Origin of the sequence: Oceanobacillus jordanicus (genome assembly GCF_022095695.1) — a bacterium.
Lineage (GTDB): Bacteria > Bacillota > Bacilli > Bacillales > Amphibacillaceae > Oceanobacillus_B > Oceanobacillus_B jordanicus.
Map to the genome: position 1 here is coordinate 1 of NZ_JAIFZM010000018.1, position 13,870 is coordinate 13,870.

Annotated in this window: 12 protein-coding genes; 7 read left to right on the forward strand and 5 right to left on the reverse strand. The window is 41.2% G+C overall.

All coding sequences use genetic code 11. The annotated features are described in order from the left end of the window. Positions 1-69: 69 nt before the first annotated feature. Both K3T81_RS16605 and K3T81_RS16610 read right to left on the reverse strand, forming a co-directional pair. Entirely contained in the window at positions 70-636 is a 567-nt protein-coding gene (locus K3T81_RS16605; protein WP_238021096.1) for an NADPH-dependent FMN reductase, read from the reverse strand. Between the two features lie 12 nt (positions 637-648). Further along, positions 649-1,707 (reverse strand): LLM class flavin-dependent oxidoreductase, encoded by a 1,059-nt coding sequence (locus K3T81_RS16610; RefSeq protein WP_238021097.1) that lies wholly within the window; start codon positions 1,705-1,707, stop codon positions 649-651. A 150-nt stretch (positions 1,708-1,857) separates the two neighbouring features. Between K3T81_RS16610 and K3T81_RS16615 the strand changes: the two genes are divergently transcribed. Then, positions 1,858-2,205 (forward strand): winged helix-turn-helix transcriptional regulator, encoded by a 348-nt coding sequence (locus tag K3T81_RS16615; RefSeq protein ID WP_036578047.1) that lies wholly within the window; start codon positions 1,858-1,860, stop codon positions 2,203-2,205. Positions 2,206-2,255: 50 nt separating this feature from the next. Here the strand turns inward: K3T81_RS16615 and K3T81_RS16620 are convergent, their stop codons facing one another. After that, on the reverse strand, positions 2,256-3,725 hold the full coding sequence (locus tag K3T81_RS16620) for an MDR family MFS transporter (protein WP_106898395.1): 1,470 nt from the start codon (positions 3,723-3,725) through the stop codon (positions 2,256-2,258). Positions 3,726-3,927: 202 nt separating this feature from the next. On the opposite strand from K3T81_RS16620, the gene K3T81_RS16625 reads away from it, so the two are divergent. From K3T81_RS16625 to K3T81_RS16645, 5 genes are all read left to right on the forward strand, one after another. Beyond that, positions 3,928-4,296: a group-specific protein gene (locus K3T81_RS16625; protein WP_238021098.1), complete on the forward strand. Its 369-nt coding sequence runs from the start codon at positions 3,928-3,930 to the stop codon at positions 4,294-4,296. 99 nt (positions 4,297-4,395) lie between these two features. After that, entirely contained in the window at positions 4,396-5,157 is a 762-nt protein-coding gene (locus tag K3T81_RS16630; protein WP_420830849.1) for a GNAT family N-acetyltransferase, read from the forward strand. Positions 5,158-5,410: 253 nt separating this feature from the next. Beyond that, the gene (locus K3T81_RS16635) at positions 5,411-5,935 is read left to right on the forward strand and encodes a sigma-70 family RNA polymerase sigma factor (RefSeq protein WP_234368408.1); all 525 of its coding nucleotides are present in this window, start codon (positions 5,411-5,413) and stop codon (positions 5,933-5,935) included. Further along, positions 5,928-7,061, forward strand: coding sequence for a DUF4179 domain-containing protein (locus tag K3T81_RS16640; protein ID WP_238021100.1), 1,134 nt, complete (start codon positions 5,928-5,930; stop codon positions 7,059-7,061). The genes K3T81_RS16635 and K3T81_RS16640 overlap by 8 nt, the downstream gene beginning before the upstream one ends. A gap of 569 nt (positions 7,062-7,630) precedes the next feature. Next, on the forward strand, positions 7,631-8,497 hold the full coding sequence (locus K3T81_RS16645) for an SDR family oxidoreductase (protein WP_238021101.1): 867 nt from the start codon (positions 7,631-7,633) through the stop codon (positions 8,495-8,497). A gap of 64 nt (positions 8,498-8,561) precedes the next feature. Here K3T81_RS16645 and K3T81_RS16650 read toward each other — a convergent pair whose 3' ends face one another. After that, complete coding sequence (locus K3T81_RS16650) at positions 8,562-8,975, reverse strand: GNAT family N-acetyltransferase (RefSeq protein ID WP_106898399.1); 414 nt, start codon at positions 8,973-8,975, stop codon at positions 8,562-8,564. Positions 8,976-9,221: 246 nt separating this feature from the next. On the opposite strand from K3T81_RS16650, the gene K3T81_RS16655 reads away from it, so the two are divergent. Beyond that, complete coding sequence (locus K3T81_RS16655) at positions 9,222-11,402, forward strand: Xaa-Pro dipeptidyl-peptidase (protein ID WP_238021102.1); 2,181 nt, start codon at positions 9,222-9,224, stop codon at positions 11,400-11,402. 181 nt (positions 11,403-11,583) lie between these two features. On the opposite strand, the gene K3T81_RS16660 is transcribed toward K3T81_RS16655, so the two are convergent. Continuing rightward, complete coding sequence (locus K3T81_RS16660) at positions 11,584-13,806, reverse strand: M6 family metalloprotease domain-containing protein (RefSeq protein WP_238021103.1); 2,223 nt, start codon at positions 13,804-13,806, stop codon at positions 11,584-11,586. Between the last annotated feature and the right edge of the window lie 64 nt (positions 13,807-13,870).

A 13,870-nucleotide genomic window follows, 5' to 3' on the forward strand; every position in this document is an offset into this window, starting at 1 on the left:
ACCATTTTAAAGTGTCTATTTTCTTGACAGAAGTCCACTTTCTACTCTTCCCGCGCGACTTTCTATAACTTAAAAATCATACTCCGCTTCTTTAGCTTCGCGAATTTTCGTATAGGTATCAGTTAATACGACGGTGTCTTCGACGAGTCTTTCAATTCGAAAATGGACATCATCATTGGTGATTTCTTTGCGATAAAAGTCACTTTCTTCAATGAACACATAGGTTTGCACGATTTGGGCTTTCATGTATCCAAGAATCGGCTTTAATTGCTGTTCTACAATTAAGAAATGCTTTGCAGATCCAGCCGTCACAAGCATACTGACGACCTTATCTTGAAAAGCGTTTATTGGCAGTAGATCAAAGATATTTTTTAAAGTAGCCGGGATAGAAGCCTGGAATATTGGGGTTCCTATAATCACAGCATCTGCTTCCATGATCGTTTTCGTCACATAGCCGGTATCTCCCTCATAATCAAGGTAGTTGCGCCCATCACTAAATTGGATATCATAATCGGCTAGGTCGAGTAGTTCTGTCTCTATTTCTGGATACTTTTCTTGTAATTTCGTTATCGTATAATTCATAGCGGTTCTTGTTTTGGAGCCAACTTTTGAGCCGGATAGTCCCACAATCTTCATCTGAATTCACCTCTATTTTTTTGCTGTATGCTTTTTGATTGCCGGAAGAATTTCTGTACCGATGATTTCAATGTTTTTACGTAGCTTATCGAACGGCATACCACCAAAATCTATTTGGGCAATATAGCGCTGATGGCCAAACATTTCATGCTGGTAAAGCATCTTTTCGATGATTTGCTCTGGGCTCCCTATATTCATAATACTATGCGGGTCTGCACCTTGTGCAAAAGCTTGTTTTGGAAAGCCTTGTCCATTTGTACGCTTCATACCTTCGTTAATATGTGGATACATATCCCTAAGCGCCGTTTGCATGTCTTCCGCCGCGTAAAAGAATCCAGCAGTTGCAACAGGCAGCTGGTCCGTATCAAACCCTCGGCTTTGAGCTGCTTGGCGATACGCATCAATTGATCGTTTAAAGCTGCTTGCCGGTCCGCCTAAATGGGCTAAGAACATTGGTACACCTGCATAGCCAGCTTTAATCGCACTTGCAGGCGAACCACCGACAGCACGCCAGATTGGCAATGAGCCGTTAAGTGGGCGTGGAAGAATTTTGGCATTGTTTAACGGAGCGCGAAACTCGCCTTCCCAGTTTACAACCTCTTCTTCATTAATTTGTCTTAATAAATCAAATTTCTCTTCAAAAAGCTCTTCATAATTGCGAACATTATAGCCAAGTAAATCAAACAAGCCAATTCTTGATGCTCGCCCGGCAACAATCTCCGCACGCCCACCAGAAATTAGATCAATTGTAGCAAAATTCTCATAAACACGCACGGGATCTGATGTGCTAATAATAGTCGAGGAACTGGCAATTTTTATATTCTCTGTAGCCTGGGCGATTGCTGACAAAACAACGGCATGTGCCTGGGTAGCGAAGAAGTCCTGATGACTCTCGCCGACACTAAAGAAATCAATTCCCGCCTGATCGGCCAGTTTTGCTAATTCAATAATTTCCTGTATGCGTTGCTGTGCAGGAATTCGTTTTCCTGTATGTGGGTCTGGCAGATGATCGCCGAGTGTGTAAAGCCCGAATTCCATTCCTTTGCTAGGATCTATACGATATTTTTCCATTCATTCTCAACCTTTCTATCTAACATAATCTATATCTGCATTCTTTCTATTTTTCCATTATAATGCTATTGTAAGGTATAATGAATTTTTTATGAAGTACGCACTATAAAGTGGTATAGTATACAAAGGGATACTAAAGGAGCGAAAAGCATGGATAAGGTACCAGAGTTATGTCGCGTTGAGGATGCACTTAGTATTTTGGTCGGAAAATGGAAGCCCATCATTCTTCTTCATTTACTGCAAAAGGGGACACAACGATTCAGTGAGCTTAAACGCAGTATGCCCGGAATAACACAGAAAATGTTAACAAAACAATTACGTGAGCTGGAGGAAGAGGACATTATTGAGCGGGTTGTGTATCCACAGGTCCCTCCAAAAGTAGAATATTCTATGACGGAATATGGGAGAAGTCTAGAGCCTATCCTAGAAGCAATGCATGAATGGGGAACAAAGCATACCATCCATAAACAAGCGAAGCTCGACCAGCAAACCTCCTAACTTTATATATAAACGAAAAAGCTCTCCCTTTATGGAAGAGCTTTTTTCGTTTACTCTGACATGCTTTCTTCATTAATCTTACGTGTCATTTCTTTTTCTTCCTTTGGTGAGCTTAGGAAAAATGCGAGTAGTAGACCAACGAATGCTAGTACGGTGCTTCCCATAAACGCCCATTCAAACCCTTGGATTTGGGCAAGCTGACCAATCGCATCTGCTGATTCATTTTCTTCTGGTGTAAACTGCTTCGCCCCAACTGTCGTCAAGGTGACAAGAATAGCTGTACCGATCGAAGCTGAGATTTGCTGCAATGTATTAGCCATTGCCGATCCATGTGCATACCATTTTGGTGGTAACTGATTTAATGCCGATGTCATAACTGGCATCAAAGCGAAAGATAAACCAAACATCCGAATGGCATATACTGTGGACAGGTAAGCAAATGATGTTTCCATCGATAAGTTTGTGAAGAAGAAGGTCGTTACCGTAACAATGGTAAGACCCGTGATTGCTAGATACTTACCACCAAATCGATCAAACAGAATGCCTGTGATCGGAGACATAATTCCAATAACAATGGCTCCTGGTAATAGCATTAGCCCTGATTCAAGTGGGCTAAATCCAAGTGTGTTTTGCATAAATAGTGGAAGGAGTGTCTCTGCACCAATTAGAGAAATCATCACTGCCATTGTTATTACAATCGCCAGGCTAAAGATACGGAATTTAAAAATACGGAACTCGAGAATCGGTTGTCGAAGCTTCAATTGTCTCAGTATGAACAACGTAATTAAAATTGCTCCGCCGATAATCGCAATCAGGACAGCAGCGCTTCCCCAGCCGTGCTCTGAGCCAATACTAAATCCGTAAAGAAACCCTCCAAACCCAAGTGAAGAAAGAATAACCGATAGGACATCTAACTTTGGTTTGCCAAGATCCGTCACATTTTTGAGGAAAAGTGCTGCCAAGATTATGGTAACCACCACTATTGGTAGTACAGTGAGGAACAGTGCCCGCCACTCGAAGTGTTCCAGTAGCCATCCGGATAAGGTAGGTCCGATTGCAGGTCCGAACGCAATGACAATACCAATCAATCCCATTGTTGTTCCACGTTTCTCTACTGGAATAATCGCCAGCAATACTGTCATTAAGAGTGGCAGCATTATCCCAGAGCCAGATGCTTGAATAACCCTCCCTAACAGTAGTACAGGGAAAACAGGAGCAAGCGCTGCAGTCAATGTTCCTATTCCGAATAGACTGATTGCTGTTAAGAACAGCCCGCGGGTCGTAAATCGTTCAATAAAGTAAGCTGAAATCGGGATCATAATCCCATTCACCATAAGAAATGCTGTTGTCAGCCATTGAACCTGAGCTTGTGATATTTGAAACGCATGCTGGATCGTTGGAAGTGCTGTCGCTAAAAGCGTTTCATTAATAATCCCCATAAATGCGCCAACTAGCAATGCTATAATCATTGCAATTTTTTGGCCTTTAGGCAGATTAAATGAATTCGCAGATGTAGCCATATATATCCTCTCCTTCTTTCTATCTTTGTTAATCGTGGGTTTTTTATGTAAAAACCTAAGACATCTCTTTACTATATCGGATACTTTCGCTTTCAAACAATTAATGTGCCTGTAATTTTTATTAATTTTTGTTTATAATTGAATATTTTGACATAGTGGTATAATAAAGGTGCTTACCATAAAAAGAAGAAGGAGATACAGGATGAAATATTATATTGCATCAAGCTTTCAAAACAAAGAAAATGTCCAAGCTGTCAGTCAGTATCTTTTCTCTAAAGGACATGTGAATACATACGATTGGACTTTAAATGAACGTGCAAACACTGTTGACCAACTTGAAAGGATTGGCACATTAGAAAAACAGGCAGTGGCAGACTGTGACCTATTTATTCTGTATTTACCGGGTGGGAAGGGTAGCCATGTTGAACTTGGTTTGGCATTAGCCTATGGTAAAAAAGTTATTATCTACAGGGAAAAGGCGTTTTCACCAGAAGAAGCATCGAGTTTTTATTACGTTGAGGGTGTGAACCATGTTTTTGGGGACTTGGAGAAGCTATTTAAGTTATTTTGACTTTCTAAGAAACTATATTAAGCAGGCAGATATAAAAAGAAAGGGGTGATCCTATTGCATCGAATTTTGACACCATCTCTCGTTCAGAAGATAGAGAAAATGGAGGTAGCAGTACTTGATTCCCGACTGAAAGCAATTCAAGGAATTCAGGGAAACCCCATGCGGGTAGAGATGGAGCTGTTTGGGAAGGCGGTAGCGTTTACTGCTAAGCAAATCCCTGGTCCTGCGTTTAACACAGTGAGGGGGCTTCACGGAAAGGATATAGATAAGATAGACGAAATTATTTCCTTTTTTCAGGAGAGAAAAATCCCTGCCCAATTCGAGCTAACGCCAGCTTCTGTATCTGAGGAGCTATTAAACTTGTTAACGGAAAGGGGATATAGCCAGATTCGATTTCATACTACACTCTACGGAGCCTGTGAGGAATCTTTTCCCGTGTATCATCCTGAAGTGGCCATACATAAACTCGCTAAAAATGACTTCCATACGTTTGCAGACATTTACACGAAAGCCTTTCAAATGCCTGTTTTTTTAAAAGATGCAGTCGCACAAAATAATGCTGTTTTATACGGGAAAACAGGCTGGAGCTTCTACCTTGCTACTATCGGACAAGAGCCTGCAGGTATTGGGGTACTGTTTATCCAGGATGGAATTGCCGAGATGGCGGCGGCAGCTACGTTACCAGAATTCCGTAATAAAGGGGTACACCAGGCACTACTTCAAGAACGGATTAAACACGCATTGGAGGCAAATTGCCACCTGCTAGTCGGAGAGGCAGCCTACCTGAGCACAAGCCAGCGGAATATGGAAAGAGCCGGGATGAGACTTGCCTACACAAAGGCAATTTGGCGGAAAAGTTAAGATAGAGAAGTATTTTTAAACTGAAGTATCTCAACATTCTTTTCTATATGCTTTAATTATCCACCACCTTTTTTCGAGGAACTTCTTCAACAAATAGTAACCCGCAAATTCATCAACATTGTCTAAACAGCAATGAGACATTTTAGCAGGAGTTCTCTCCTGCTTTTTGTTATTATGTCATATTCATAAAGATGAAGCCAAACAACTAAAACGTGCGTCTAATAAGTAAAATACATTAAGGAAATGTAGGTGAGTGACAATTATTGACTTAGTTTATAAAGCACAAAAAGGCAATGAAGAGTCTTTTTTATCACTATTTCAAAAGTACGAAAAAGACATTTATCGGATGGCATATTTGTATGTGAAAAATAAGGAAGATGCCCTTGATGTTGTTCAAGAAACTGCTTATCGTGCGTTTAAAAAAATTAACACCTTGAAGAATCCGGAGTTTTTTAAGACTTGGTTAATAAAGATAGCAAAAAGTTGTGCAACTGATGTCCTAAGGAAAAAAAAGAAGGTAATTCACTTAAATCTTGAACAAAAAGATTTTATTGAGTCAGATGATCATGATCTACCTCTTTCGTTAACCCTACAAGATTTACTAGATACTTTAGATGAACGCGAAAAAAGTATAATACTTTTGAAGTTTTATTACGGTTATACCCTTAAAGAGATTTCAAAGATCGAGGAATTGCCACTGGGAACAGTAAAATCGGTTTTATATCGTACATTAGCTAAGCTTGAAAAAAAGGTTAGAAAGGTTGATATGTATGAGTAATAAAGTAAAACGTGAGTTAGAAAAAATTGAAATCCCAGAGGAATTGCATAATAGGGCAAAATTAGGGGTCATGCAAGCTAAAAAAGAGAGCGAAAAGAAAAATCAAATAGCTGATAACCAGATTCCCACTAGTCCTCTAAATAAAAAGGTCGCTTATTATAAACGAATTTTGATTGTCGCAGCAATTTGTTTGACTATTGTTTCGACATTAACTTTCACACCCGCATTAGCAGCTATACAAGAGGTATATAATAAAATATTTACCAGCGAGCATATTGATGATACAGGTGTTAGAATGGCAGTTATATCAGGAAAAGGGCAAGCACTTGATCAAACATTCTACGATAAAAAATATGACATAACTGTCCACTTTGACAGAGTCTTGACGGATGATAAGGAGACAAAACTCTTACTTACCTATCAGAGCGAAGAAACAAATCTAGAAAATCATTATATTGACCTTTTTGAGGGAGTAAGTTCAATTAATTTAATAGTTGAAAGTGGACAAAAAGTACCTTTAGATAATGTTGGTTGGGGAAGCAGCTATTACGATAGCAAGGAAAATAAAATAACGGAAGCTTTATCCTTTGCTTCAATTAAAGAATATGCAGATCAAGAAATTCGTTTAGAAATCGAAAATTTAACAATCTGGAATGACAGTGGAATGGAGAGTTTACAAACGACATGGCCTCTAGAATTCAAACTCAAACCATCTGCTGTCTCGGATAGAGAAACAGTGGAAGTAAATAAAGAATTTACTTTTAAAGGAGAAACATACAACATTAAGCAAGTTGAGTTTTCAGATCTTGAAACACGAGTTGTGGTGACTGGATCTGATACAAAGCTCCTTACAGATGAAAGTGGCATGCAATACAGGGTAATGAGCAAGTTGGAACATCAATTCCTTAATGCAAGGAAAAATAGTAAAGAGTATGGTTACAGTGTTGATGACGAAAAATCTGGTGTGTTTTTGCAATCAGCAAATGAAAAGATAGATCCAATTTTTAGTAAAGGTGAAGTAGAGGGTGCCGAGGACGAATATGTGATGACCTTCGCTCCGGTTGAAGATCGCCAAGGCTCCATTCTTAAAGTTGGTGAAGAAATTAAAATCCCATTAACTAAGTAAATACACACGGATACTGTAAAAGTGCACACTTTCATTCCTAATTAAAATTAAGGATCTCTTTTGGACCTTAATTGTGCCGATCCTCATTAAAAAAATCGCTCGTCCTTTAGCGAATGTGAAAGTTTTTCTGATACTTGGCACCTCGAAATTTTAACTGCGTGGATGTTGCTTCCTTACTAAAATCTTATACTTCCTAACGTGTAAAAAATAACCATCCCAGCCTAGCAAGCTAATTAAGTGGTGGTTATTTTATCATCTTATTAGTGAGCTGCCCCCTTGAAGGGCTACTGCACTTAACCGTTTGGTGTTACAGCACCAAGCGGTTATTTTTTTATATATTAAGTATATCCTACTTTACCACTTTTACTAGATTATCATTATAACTTGAAATAATCTCATTCTTTTCGGGGATTACGCAAATTCAATTTGGCAGTAGATAAAGGTGTTTTTAAGGGAATTTTTTTAATATTAATCGTAAGCGCTATCTCATGTTTTCTTCTCACCATAGGGTGGAATAGACTATTGTGACGCAAAAAGTAATGTATTTAATCAAGGAGGTAATGTCACTTATGGATCCGAAAGAGATGCAAAAGGGTAGTACCCCTAGACAAAAACAAGAGAAACAACCAGGTATTGAGTCAAAAATGAACCCATTACCGGCACAGCCAACTGAATATAAAGGCTCAGAAAAACTGAAAGGAAAAAGCGCCTTAATTACAGGCGGCGACAGCGGGATCGGACGCGCTGTAGCAATGCTTTACGCGAAGGAAGGGGCAAATGTTGCCATTTCTTATCTTGATGAGCATGACGATGCAGAAGTAACGAAAAAAGCAGTTGAAGCAGAAGGTGTAAAATGCCTGCTACTTCCTGGGGACATTAAAGATGCCGCTCATTGTAGAGATCTCGTACAAAAAACAGTTGATGAATTTGGCAAATTGAACATTCTCGTAAATAATGCAGCAATCCAATTTGTTCGAGAAAATATTGAAGATATTTCAGATGAACAATTTGAAGAGACATTCCAAGTCAATTTCTTCTCCCAATTTTATTTAACAAAAGCGGCAGTGCCTCATATGCAGGAAGGCGATTCTATTATTAGTACTTCTTCCATTAACGCATATCGAGGGAACCCAATCTTTATGGACTATTCCGCAACTAAAGGCGCTATCACGGCATTTACTCGAAGCATTGCCCAAAGCCTTGCGAAGAGAGGAATCCGTGCCAATGCAGTAGCACCAGGCCCTGTATGGACCCCACTTATTCCATCTTCCTTTGATGAAGATGGCGTAGAAGGGTTCGGACAAGACACGTTAATGGGCCGACCTGGCCAACCATCTGAACACGCAATGCCATATGTACTACTGGCTTCAGATGAAGGTTCTTATATCACAGGACAAGCTATCCATGTTAATGGTGGCGCTTGGACCTCATCTTAAGACGTAGCCACTTAAATAGAATGATGAAAGTGCAGGGATTCTTTACGGCTCCCTGCACTTTTTATTATCCTTCTAGTTTTGCAAAAGCCACCAATGAACCCTTGTCACAGGACTCGAAGCCATTTTTCTCATAAAAATGCCTCACATCTGGTGCCTCTTCTGTTAACAAGACCTTCTGCCGCACATGCTCATACTTCTGCATCACTTGCTCCATCAACTTTGTAGCGATTCCTTGGTTTTGATAAGCGTTTAATACCAAAATATCTTGGATATAGAGGATCGTTAACCCATCGCCTACGACACGGATTAGGCCGACTAACTCCTCACCATCCCAAGCAGAGATTACGTTAAGAGACTGCTGTAGCGCATTGTACAGAGTGTTTGGATCCTTCGTATACGCATACCATCCCACATCATTATATAATTTTATGACCTGTTCTTTGTCTATGTCTTTACTACCTTGAAATGTTATGTTCATTTCTTCTCCTCCTCAAAATTTATTTATTTTGAAGAGTAAATTCGCAATTTATCCACTGTCTAATCTCTCCTTCCTTTATAATTATTCGACAAATATACTTGAAAACCTTCTCTAAAGACGTTCCTTTTTATCAGAACCAATTATCTATTTTAAAATCTAAATTATCTGAAATATAGTGCTTCTCCCTCTTCTAGCTTACCTCCTTACATGCTATTTTTATACTAGATTAATAGAGGAGGGAATGTATTGTTTAGAAAAACGAATAAAAAAGTAGTACATGCTGTCCTGTCACTTGCTGTTTTGTCTGCACTAGCCACTCCTGAAATCGTACATGGTGCGGCTGATACCGCGCAGGAAAAGGAAGGATACGAGCTGGAAAATGGGGTGACGGAACCCATTTATTCTTATCAAGATGCGATTACGGAAACGATCTATGTAGAATCCACCATGGATAGTGATCGAGATGGGGAACTTGATAGAATCGCTGTAGACATTATTCGTCCGTTGGAAACAGAAGATAACTTAAGCGTCCCTATCATTATGGATGCGAGTCCATACTATGAAGGACTTGGGCGTGGAAATGAATCGGAAATCAAGGACCCAGATCACGATGGAGTAAATGAAATGTTTCCACTATTCTACGACAACTACTTTGTGCCGAGAGGTTATGCGGTTGTACAAGTAGATATGGTAGGAACCAATAACTCTGATGGCTGTCCGCCAACTGGAGGGGAAGAAGAGACCGAAAGTGTGAATGTCGTGATAAACTGGCTAAACGGTAAAGGAAAAGCGTGGAATGAAGCTGGTGAAGAAATGGAAGCTGATTGGTCAACCGGGCAAGTAGGTATGATTGGGAAGTCCTATGACGGAACCTTAGCAAACGCTGCTGCTGCATCTGGTGTGGAAGGTTTAGAGACAATTGTGCCAATCGGTGCTATCAGCAGCTGGTATGACTATTACCGCTATGGAGGGACACCTTTTTATACAAATGGTCCGGGTAATCTATCACGCCTTGTAACAAGCAGCGAGCGTGTAGAAGATTGTGCTGTTGTCCGGGAAGAGATGCGCTTGGCGGCCGATGACGAAACCGGTGATTATAATGCGTTTTGGGACGAGCGTAACTTTGTGAAAAATGCCGATCAGGTGGAGGCAAGTGTGTTTGCCATTCATGGCATAAATGATTATAACGTTAAAGCAAATCATTTTTCTAATTGGTGGGAAGCTCTAGCAGAGAACGATGTACCGAGAAAGCTTTGGCTAACACAGACTGGCCATGTTGATCCGTTTGATTTTCGTAGATCGGAATGGGTAGACACCCTCCATCAATGGTTTGATTATTGGTTACTTGATATTGATAATGGCATCATGGATGATCCAGTAGTGGACATCGAGCGGGCAGCTGACGAGTGGGAAACTCAATCCGCTTGGCCTAACGAAAAGGCTTCTGCTGTCAATGTGCGATTTGCACCAGCTTCGGAAACCCTCCCAGGCACATGGCTAACAAGCCCATTATTAGATGCTAGCACCCAGTCCTTTACAGATGATCCTTATCAAACCGAACAACAAATGGTGGAAAATGCCTTTAATTCAAAAGAAAACAGGCTCCTATTTCTCTCTCCGGAATTAGGGGATGAGGTGCACTTAAGTGGGGTTCCAGAGCTAAAGCTCGATGCTATTGTAGATAAAGAAAATACGCATTTAACCGCATTAGTCGTCGATTATGGTGTTGATGAGAGGGTGGACCATCGTGACCGTGGAGAGGGGATTCGTACACTAGATTCTGAATCCTGCTGGGGAGAGAGCTCTGCATCCGATGATGCCTGCTACAAAGAAACAGAAAAGACGACCGTGGAAGCCCCATACGAGATCGTAACACACGGCTGGATGGATGCCCAAAATTGGGAGTCGTTATCCACGTCTAACCCGCTAATTCCCGGAAATTCATATTCATTCGAATGGGAGGCATTGCCGGAAGATTATATTTTTAAAGAAGGGCATCGAATTGGTATTGTGATTGCAGCGAGTGATGACAGATGGTTAATCCCTGACAACAACCGTGCAACATTTGACGTGTCCCTAGGCGAAAGTACTATTTCCTTTCCTGTTGTTGGTGGAAAAAACGCGCTAGATAACGCACTAGGTTACGAAGGGGGGACATCCCCTGAAAATGCTGGGGACATGAAAGAGATTGTGGACTATTACTTGGATAATGGGGCATTTTCAAATCCAGGCGTATCCCGAGCAGTACAAGCTCACATTCGATCAGTCGAACAGTTTGAGAGAAAAGAGCGCGGTGATAAAGTAATCAAGCATCTGGAAAATCTTAAAAACCTACTCGATAATCAAAAGAACAACAACTTCCTTACAGACGAGGCGTACCTTGTTCTGACTGCTGATGCCAATACAATCATAGACAAATGGAAATAAAGTACGCTAGATAGTCTAAATAAGTCGAGAGAAATAACCATGCTTATTGCCATCTGATATAGGTGGCTTTTTTTTGAGAAAGAGAGGAAGAGAGAAAGACGGGTTCTATCTCTACACGACTTTCAGAAGTATAAAAAAAGATCTGGGGCAGGCTACCTCTACCCCAGATCAACCACTATTTTTACTGCCACAAATCGATCATGTAATCACTATAATCCAGTAGTGCGCCTGCAGATATCTCGGTGATATTCCCCTGATCACGTTGATGGGTGACAAGCTGTATAAAGCCTTCCATATGTTTGATGACTTTTTCAGGTTCCTCCTTTTTCTCGAATCGCTCTACAACAGTTAAATGGGTTTGTAATGCTCGCAAAGTCTCCTCATTGGAGATATCCTCTAATACTTCATAGCGGTTAAGAAGTTCTTTTAATCCTGTAGCGGTGAGATTACTCAATAGAAGCGTCACATCCTGTTCGACCTGACTCGTGTCCGTTTCCGATGTTGCTGTAAAGCTCAGTGCTACAGCCTCCTTCTTATTTTCCGGTACTTCAACATATACTGGCACCTTTACCGTTTCTCCTGATTCTACTTCAATTACTTCTTGTTCCAGCATTGTTTCCCAGCCGCCATCTATATCTGCTCGCAAACGGAAAAGGTCCGTTGCTTCGCCTGTATTGGTAACCTGGAAATAATGTTTGGCTACTTTTCCCGGGATCGCTTGTTCTTGCTCGCCACTTTCCGTTCTGACTCCGCGAGCAAAGTCACCCCCACCATCCAGATGTCTTACCGCGACCCTATACGATAATGGGTCTTCTGTATCCCGATTATGATTAAGAATATAGAAGTGTAGTCTGTTATATTCATCTACATATTCACTAACGACATCATTTCCTGTTCCTGCTTTAAACAAGGCATCCGATAGTTGACGATAATCACCCTTCGAATACATTGCATCTGTCCCATCAGGTCTGGTAAAATCCTTTTGATTAATGTCTTCCTCATGGGAATCAATCACCCAAATATTTGGTGCAGATTCACTATCCTTCGTCTTCGCCAGCAGTACACCAGAATCTGGTGTAAATGAATCCATTCCAACACGGTCGACTACTTCCACAGTGTAATTGTCATACCATTTCTCTCCGCGTTGCATATCAGCCCGCCAATCATCTTCCAGGGAATTGGCCGGTGTAAGGTCCTCCATCATAATATTAATGCCATGTATTGCGGACTCGTCACTTGTACTTTCTTCTGGTACAGCACGTGCGAGAATATCAGCGAATACCGGCCCAGTCTCTGCCAGGGCATCTCGATCGACATTTAGATAATCCTCTTCTGATAGAAATCCTTGTTTGATCTTATTTCGAAGCATATGATGAGACGGTGCTGAACCGCCTAGTGTTGGCATGACCATCCAACGTGTATGCGGCCCTCCTGGCCCGTTGAAACTCCCCCTGCTCATTAATTCCCATGGACCAGAATACGTACGAGAAACCGGATTGGCATACGGATTATTATAATTATCCAGCAGATTCATAATATGACCGAATTCATGAGCGAACGTGCCCATACCGTCATTTTCCCCTTGAACAGATATGCCATTCCGAATATCGGCACTAGACCAAATACTTTTTCCCGCGACCCACGAAGTCCAGTCCACATACCTTGTCAGTGCCCAATTTGGCATATCGTAGTCTAAAGGTGGGCCGAATTCGTCTGTCACTGCCTCTTCATTTAAAAACATCATTTCACCAAATTCTTGCCATATGCCTGATTCATCGTATCCTGCGTGCAAAATAAAAGTAAAATCAAATTCCTCCCCAGATGCTTCCATATCTACCTCTGCTTTGCTCATCGCCTCTGGACGGAGACTTTTTGCTTCATAACCCGGTGGCATATTTTCCTGCTGTCCGAATTCATTTAACCCATACTGGAACTCATTTCCATCCATTCGGTAAGGGCCAAAAGCTTCCAGCTCTACTGCCCACTTTCCATAAGAATTTTCCCTCCAGTATTCATTGATCGTACGATAATTATTCAGTGGCTGTGGTTTATTGAGAAAGTCTACCCAATATTCCCCAACATCCTCTCTAGGGATATTTCCATTCCCAACCGGATTCCCAGCTTCCATAGAGCCCTCCTCCTGACTTATGATAAAATCGCGATCTTGAAAATCAACAACGATGAGGGCTCCCTTCAGCACTCTTTCCGGCTCCACCTCCGAATTCCGCCAATCTATCCCAGGAACCGGTTCATAGTCTTCCCACGTCATATCTTCTGGCAGCGTCCAATTCTGAGAATCTATCGGACTAGGAAAGGCTGGTAACCCTTCCGATGCAGCTTGTGCCGTGGTTGATAAAAGCATCATGATAAGAACGGCCAATACGAGCGACTTTGCCAACTTCATGCATAACCCCTCCTTATTTAATGGACCAACCAACAACAATTCCAGCTATATTCTCTATATAGCT

Bases quoted from the DNA above. Each gene is read 5' to 3' on its own strand.
- K3T81_RS16645 (WP_238021101.1), top strand. From the start codon at position 7,631: ATGGATCCGAAAGAGATGCAAAAGGGTAGTACCCCTAGACAAAAACAA.
- K3T81_RS16605 (WP_238021096.1), bottom strand. From the start codon at position 636: ATGAAGATTGTGGGACTATCCGGCTCAAAAGTTGGCTCCAAAACAAGA.
- K3T81_RS16620 (WP_106898395.1), bottom strand. From the start codon at position 3,725: ATGGCTACATCTGCGAATTCATTTAATCTGCCTAAAGGCCAAAAAATT.
- K3T81_RS16610 (WP_238021097.1), bottom strand. From the start codon at position 1,707: ATGGAAAAATATCGTATAGATCCTAGCAAAGGAATGGAATTCGGGCTT.
- K3T81_RS16650 (WP_106898399.1), bottom strand. From the start codon at position 8,975: ATGAACATAACATTTCAAGGTAGTAAAGACATAGACAAAGAACAGGTC.
- K3T81_RS16625 (WP_238021098.1), top strand. From the start codon at position 3,928: ATGAAATATTATATTGCATCAAGCTTTCAAAACAAAGAAAATGTCCAA.
- K3T81_RS16630 (WP_420830849.1), top strand. From the start codon at position 4,396: ATGGAGGTAGCAGTACTTGATTCCCGACTGAAAGCAATTCAAGGAATT.
- K3T81_RS16640 (WP_238021100.1), top strand. From the start codon at position 5,928: ATGAGTAATAAAGTAAAACGTGAGTTAGAAAAAATTGAAATCCCAGAG.
- K3T81_RS16660 (WP_238021103.1), bottom strand. From the start codon at position 13,806: ATGAAGTTGGCAAAGTCGCTCGTATTGGCCGTTCTTATCATGATGCTT.
- K3T81_RS16615 (WP_036578047.1), top strand. From the start codon at position 1,858: ATGGATAAGGTACCAGAGTTATGTCGCGTTGAGGATGCACTTAGTATT.